This window comes from Cloacibacillus sp., assembly GCF_020860125.1.
Lineage (GTDB): Bacteria > Synergistota > Synergistia > Synergistales > Synergistaceae > Cloacibacillus.
Genome location: NZ_JAJBUX010000024.1, coordinates 47,927 through 54,211, shown reverse-complemented (window position 1 = coordinate 54,211; position 6,285 = coordinate 47,927). Strand labels below are relative to the sequence as shown.

Annotated in this window: 6 protein-coding genes and 2 tRNA genes; all 8 read left to right on the top strand. The window is 52.2% G+C overall.

Features of this window, described 5'->3' with window-relative positions; all coding sequences use genetic code 11:
* Positions 1-130: 130 nt before the first annotated feature.
* The 8 genes from LIO98_RS03500 (at position 131) to pduB (ending at position 6,271) form a co-directional block, all read left to right on the top strand.
* Positions 131-206: transfer RNA gene (locus LIO98_RS03500), tRNA-Lys, on the top strand.
* Positions 207-213: 7 nt separating this feature from the next.
* Positions 214-289 (top strand) — tRNA-Glu (locus LIO98_RS03495).
* Between the two features lie 93 nt (positions 290-382).
* Positions 383-1,051 (top strand): nucleotidyltransferase domain-containing protein, encoded by a 669-nt coding sequence (locus LIO98_RS03490; protein ID WP_291953394.1) that lies wholly within the window; start codon positions 383-385, stop codon positions 1,049-1,051.
* A 227-nt stretch (positions 1,052-1,278) separates the two neighbouring features.
* Positions 1,279-2,415: a 1-propanol dehydrogenase PduQ gene (locus tag LIO98_RS03485; RefSeq protein WP_291953393.1), complete on the top strand. Its 1,137-nt coding sequence runs from the start codon at positions 1,279-1,281 to the stop codon at positions 2,413-2,415.
* Positions 2,416-2,483: 68 nt separating this feature from the next.
* Complete coding sequence (locus tag LIO98_RS03480; protein WP_291953392.1) at positions 2,484-3,734, top strand: PocR ligand-binding domain-containing protein; 1,251 nt, start codon at positions 2,484-2,486, stop codon at positions 3,732-3,734.
* Positions 3,735-3,776: 42 nt separating this feature from the next.
* Entirely contained in the window at positions 3,777-4,871 is a 1,095-nt protein-coding gene (locus tag LIO98_RS03475; protein WP_291953391.1) for a response regulator transcription factor, read from the top strand.
* Between the two features lie 251 nt (positions 4,872-5,122).
* Positions 5,123-5,401 carry a propanediol utilization microcompartment protein PduA gene (pduA, locus tag LIO98_RS03470; RefSeq protein WP_066745039.1) on the top strand — a complete coding sequence of 93 codons (279 nt, stop codon included), beginning with the start codon at positions 5,123-5,125 and terminating at the stop codon, positions 5,399-5,401.
* Between the two features lie 51 nt (positions 5,402-5,452).
* The gene (gene pduB / locus LIO98_RS03465; protein ID WP_291953389.1) at positions 5,453-6,271 is read left to right on the top strand and encodes a propanediol utilization microcompartment protein PduB; all 819 of its coding nucleotides are present in this window, start codon (positions 5,453-5,455) and stop codon (positions 6,269-6,271) included.
* Positions 6,272-6,285 lie beyond the last annotated feature (14 nt).

The window sequence follows — 6,285 nt, the reverse complement described above, 5'->3', positions numbered from 1 at the left end:
AGTTAACGCGACACTCATTTCTCTTTGGGGGCGCTTTTACTTTTGCAATTGACAAGGCAGGAACTTTTTTCGGGAGATATATTGACGAAATCCTAAAATGCTGTATAATATTTTTTTGTGATACTTGATTGAGCCGTTAGCTCAGTTGGCAGAGCACCGGACTTTTAATCCGGGTGTCCCGGGTTCAAGTCCCGGACGGCTCACCACTTTGACGGTCCCATCGTCTAGAGGTCTAGGACATCGCCCTTTCACGGCGACGGCAGGGGTTCGAATCCCCTTGGGACTGCCAATTTTTTAAGGCATAACGCAGTTACCTTTAGGGGCAACTGCGTTTTTTGTGGCTGTAAATATCGCAGATTTGTCAGGAGGGAGGGGCGACCGGATGACCATTGATATTGAAAAGTGGAGTTCTGATTTGACGGAAAGACTGCGCGGCGTTTATGGAGAAAAGCTTCTCTTTGTGGGCCTTCAGGGCAGCTATGCCCGCGGAGAGGCTGCACCGGACAGCGACATCGACATCGTGGTGATTTTAAAGTCTCTCTCAGTTTCTGACCTTGACAGCTACCGTGCGGTGCTGGACGAGATGCCGCATGGCGAACTGGCCTGCGGTTTTATCTCCGGAGAGCGTGAGCTGCTCTCCTGGACGCCCTCCGAGCTGTTCATCCTCTATTTTGATACGGTGCCTTTATATGGCTCCCTGGGGCCGCTCAGCCGTCTTTTTGACGAGGCGGCGGCGGTCAGGGCGGTGCGCGACGGTGCCTGTGCGATATATCACGGCGGCTGCCACAACTATCTCTATGAAAAGAGCGCCGATATTCTCGTCTCACTCTATAAATCCGCCTTCTTTGTACTGCGCGCGAAGTATTTCTGCGAGAGCGGCCATTATGTTAAAAAGCGGGCCGAACTTGCCGGTCTGCTGGAAGGCGGCGACCTTGCCGTACTTGAATTATGGACGTCTCTTCAATCCGGTGGTCAGGGCGCGGCAGAGTTCCGGGCCGCTTCTGAGCTGCTGATCTCCTGGAGCTCGGAGGTCATTTCGAGATATTCATAACTTGCCATTAAAATTCTCTATATTCCAATAATTATCTTAACGTATGTTTAATAAATCTTAACTTCTAGATATTGCCTTTAAAATAACCGTAGGATAAAATAATACTATAATTTTTTGTCATAATTTGGACAAACAATGACCCGAAAAATCAATTCGATTTGCCTATAATAAAAACAGCCGTATTATCGGCGCTATTTGTAAACTTTTATCAGGCAAGGAGAACATTGATGCGTAAGTTTTGTTTAGGGCCGACGATATACATGGGAGCCTCTTCCTTGGAAGAGGTCCTTTCAGGGACGAAAAAGGCGTTTATAGTTACGGACAAGTTTATGCACAAGAGCGGAAAAGTCTCCTATGTAAGCGGTTTTTTTGATAAAATTGGAGCGGAATACGAGGTATTTTCCGATGTCAGTCCCGACCCCGATATGGAGACGGTAGCCGAAGGTATAAAGAGGCTGGCTGCCTTTGGGGCCGATACGATCGTCGCCTTTGGCGGCGGCTCTGCTATAGACGCCGCGAAGTCGATCTCGCATATTTCAGGCGGTATTGTTGACAATAGGGCTGTATTTGTCGTGATCCCGACAACGAGCGGCACCGGTTCCGAGGTGAGCCGCTACGCGGTTATTACCGACAGAGAGAGGAATATGAAGTACCCTTTGGCTGACGACAGCCTGTTGCCGGATTTTGCCGTTTTGGACGTCGCTCTGGTGGAGAGCGTTCCGCCGTCGGTCACCGCCGATACGGGCGTGGACGCGCTGACGCACGCGATAGAGGCCTTTCTCTCAACGGAGGCGAACGATTTTTCGGACGCGATGGCGGAGAAGGCGATGAAGCTGATCTTTAAGAATCTGCCGACCGCCTATTCGGAGCCGCATAATATTGAGGCCCGCCAGGCGGTGCATAACGCCGCTACGATGGCGGGAGTGGCCTTCAGCAACGCGGGGCTAGGGGCGAACCATTCTCTCGCGCACGCGGCGGGCGCTAAGCTCCATCTGCCGCACGGCAGGGCTAACGCGATCCTGCTGCCCTACGTCATGAGCTTTACCGCCGGCTGCCACACGTCGCTCACGCCGGCCGCGACGCGTTACGCGCAGATGGCGGCGGTGCTGAGTCTTGATTCCAACGGCGTGCGCCAGAGTGCGCTCGCCGCGATACGCGCCACCAGGAATTTGATCAGAAAGCTTAACATCCCGGCCTCATTTCATGAGGCCGGAGTGGATAAGAAAATATTCGAGGGGGAGCTTGACGCCATGACAGAGGCCGCGATGGCTGACGGCTGTATGGCGACGGCACCTGTCCCACTTCGCCCTGACGAGATAAAGTCGATATTCAGGACTGCGTACAGCGGCAAGCTGCTCGTCTAAGGCACGGATGATTTTATGCGGGAAACGCCGCCTGGCGTCTGGAATTAAAGTCTGAGGAGACTGCCAATATGGATGGGATAAGAGATATCAGAAACATCATCAAGATAGAGGTTCTTCAAAGTATCCAGGATGAGTTTGCCGAGGCTACAGGCATATCTTTTGTCTCCGTCGATTACCGTGGGCATCCAATCACCAGCATGAGCGGCTTCACAGACTTTTGCAAGAGGATGCGTTCCGACGAGACCTTCCGCCAGCGCTGTTTCCGCTGTGACGCCCACGGGGGGCTGAACGCCACGATCACCGGCAAACCCTATTTTTATCACTGCCATTCGTCGCTTGTCGATTTCGCCGTTCCTCTTTTATTTGAAGGGCAGCTTCATGGGGCGGTTCTCTGCGGCCAGGTGAAGATACCTCCTTCGGATGAGGTGGAGGCGGCCCTTGAAGAGATAACAAAACCAACGACAGAGTGGCATGACGACCCGGAGACCGTCGCCGATTACGAAAAGATAAACGTCGTGCCATTCAGCAAAATAAAATCTGTCGCGACGCTGATGCAGAAGATGCTGCAGTATATGATCGACGAGGAATATAAAAATATTATGACGGAGGAGCTCGACAAAAAACAGCAGGAGCTCGACAAGGAGAAGAACAGGCGTATTTCGCTTGAGGAGGCGCTTAAGGTGCGGCGTTTCCTGGACTTCCAGAACCGCTACGGCCTCGATTTTATCTTTTATATTCTTAACGTAATCTCTAAACTCGCCTATAAGGAGAATGCTGTGGAGACGGAAAATACCGTCTGTGATTTCTCCGATATGATGCGCTATCTCTCCGATAACAGCCATAACCGTTTTGTCTCTCTTGAGGAGGAGCTCAAGTATCTCAGCTGTTTCGCCGCGATACAGCGGCGCAGGCTGGACGGTAACTTTGACTGTGACGTCTCCGTGCCCACGAAATATTACAGCGTTCCCTGCCCCTTTATGCTGCTCCACGCGGTATTGGAAAATGTCTTTAAATATAACCCGGACGTCAAAGACCAGGTCAAAATAACTGTCACCGGCAAGGAGTCGGAGGGCGCATTTTTGCTTGAGATAGAGAGCCGAGGCGTCCCCTTTGACGATGAGCAGATGAAGCTCGCCATTTCCCTTGAAGAGGTTGAGGAGACGGAGAGCGGAAAGGTCGTCCTTTCGACGCTCAACCGCCGTATCAAAAGCCTTTTCGGCGAGACTTACGGCATATTTCTTCAAAAGACCGACGGCGATTACGTCGGCGGCAGTCTCCATGTGCGGCTGCCGCTTTCAAGCGGAGGCATGGTAAAATAAAAGGAGGAGCAGGTTACCGGGCGCAGAGGCGGAGGTGCTGAAATGTACAGGATTCTCGTGGTTGACAGCAGCGCGATCGATAGACGGATGATGCGTGACGTACTTGAAAAAAAGTTTTCGTCGTCTGTTGAGCTGCTTTCTGCGGCAGAGGGTCCCGAGGCCTCTGAGCTCGTCAAGAAGGGCGATATAGACCTCCTGATCGTCAACATCCCTTATTATTCGATCTATTCCGATTTCGCCGAGGTGCTGGTCCACAGCGCGCGCAACGTTAACGGGAGCATTTCGCTGATACTTACCTCCGTAAAGAGGGAGGAGCGTATCGCGCGGATGGCGACCCGCTTCAATGCCGACGGCTACCTTTTGAAGCCCTATCGCCGCGAGCAGCTTATATCTCTTGTGGAGAACGTCATAGCGCAGAGCCGCAAGGGCGCTCCCGCGAAAAAAGAGGCTGCCGCAGCGGATGAGGAGGACTTCGTCCGCTACCTCAAGTTATTGGAAAACTGCATTCACGAATGCGACTATAAAAAATCTAAAAATATCGTCAAGGAATATCTTGGACTCATCTATTCCGACCATAGCGCGAAGAACATCAGAAGCGGCATCATAAATTTTGCGCGCGGCGTCTCGGAGATTGGGCGGTGGTACGGTAATGAGGAGCTGCAAAAGAAGCTGGAGAGCTGTCTTGAGCGCTTCTTTACGAATTACAATATCCAGGTCCGGCGCTTTGAATCCTCGGAGATCATCGAAGAGATGATAGATTTCATCTTTGTTGAGCTGGAAAAGTTCCAGCTCAACACCGGCGACGAACTCAAAAAAGTGCTCAATTATATAGAGCTCAACATCAAGAACGGCATCACCCTCAATTCTGCGGCTGAGCATATCAACATGAGCCCCAGCTATTTCAGTAAGGTTTTCAAAAAGGCGATGGGGATTAATTTTATCGTCTATGTCACCGACAGGCGGATCGAGATCGCGAAAGATATGCTTCAGAACACGGATATGCCGGTGATAAACATCGCCTGTGAGCTTTCGTACAACGAGACGAACTACTTCAGCAAGGTCTTTAAAAAGAAGGTCGGCCTCTCCCCGACGGAGTACCGGCAGCGTTTCATCGCCGATAAGAAGAGCGGCGGGTAGATTTTTGTCATTCTGATATATCTTCGCTTTAGCCTGTTAAGCTGGCAGTCAAAAATTTATGGTACACATTTTTAAATACGGGGGTCCATGCGATAATACATAGCATGGACCCCCGTATTTATTCTGAAAATTCCATAAAAAAATCCCCTAGAAGCATAAAAAAGCGCTGAGCATAAAAAACCTCCATATCTAATAATGAGGATTACAGGCATGAAACTCAATAGATCTTCAATACGATGAGGAGGACAAAGATGCAGAAAGAAGCTCTTGGTATGGTTGAAACCCGCGGGCTCGTTGGCGCCATCGAAGCGGCGGACGCGATGGTGAAATCCGCGAACGTATCCCTGGTCGGATACGAAAAGATCGGCTCCGGCCTTGTAACGGTGATGGTCAGAGGTGACGTGGGCGCGGTGAAGGCCGCGGTGGACGCTGGCGCATGCGCGGCGGAGAAGGTCGGAGAGATTGTATCCCAGCATGTCATTCCGCGCCCTCACACGGATGTGGAAAAGATCCTTCCCGCGCAGGAATAGCTGCAGCTCCATCACAATTAATTAAGAGAAGATAACGGAGGTAACGAGAATATGAAAGACGAACTGGTCAACAAGATCATGGACGAACTTACGAAAAAGCTCGGAAATATTGAGACGGCCAAACCGGAAACCGCGGCCAAAGCGGTTGAGGACTGCTGCTGCGAAGCCGGATGCGGCCTCACGGAATTTGTAGGCACGGCGATCGGCCACACGATCGGCCTAGTGATCGCCAACGTGGACCACCAGATGCACGAGAAGATGGGCATCGACAAGAAGTTTCGTTCGATCGGCATCCTCGGCGGCCGTACCGGAGCCGGGCCGCATATCTTCGCGGCCGACGAGGCGGTTAAGGCTACGAACAGCGAAATACTTAAGATTGAACTCCCCCGCGATACAGAGGGCGGGGCCGGTCACGGCTCCCTCATTATTTTCGGAGCCGAAGATGTTTCTGATGTGAGAAGAGCGGTAGAGGTTGCCCTCAGAGAGCTTGACCGCACCTTTGGCGACGTCTACGGCAACAACGCCGGACACCTTGAGTTCCAGTATACGGCGCGCGCGAGCTACGCCCTCAACAAGGCCTTCGGCGCTCCGATAGGTAAGGCCTTCGGCATTACCGTCGGTGCTCCCGCGGCGATCGGCGTCCTTCTCGGCGATACGGCCGTCAAGGCTGCGACGGTAGACGTCATCGGATACTCTTCACCGGCAAACGGCGGGACGAGCTTCTCTAACGAAGTCATTCTCACCTTCAGCGGCGATTCCGGCGCCGTCAAGCAGGCGATCATCGCCGCCCGCGAAGTAGGCAAGCAGGTACTGGTCACTCTGGACCCCGCGACGGAGCTCAAATCAACTACCCAGCCCTATATCATCTAAAGAAGGAGATGGTG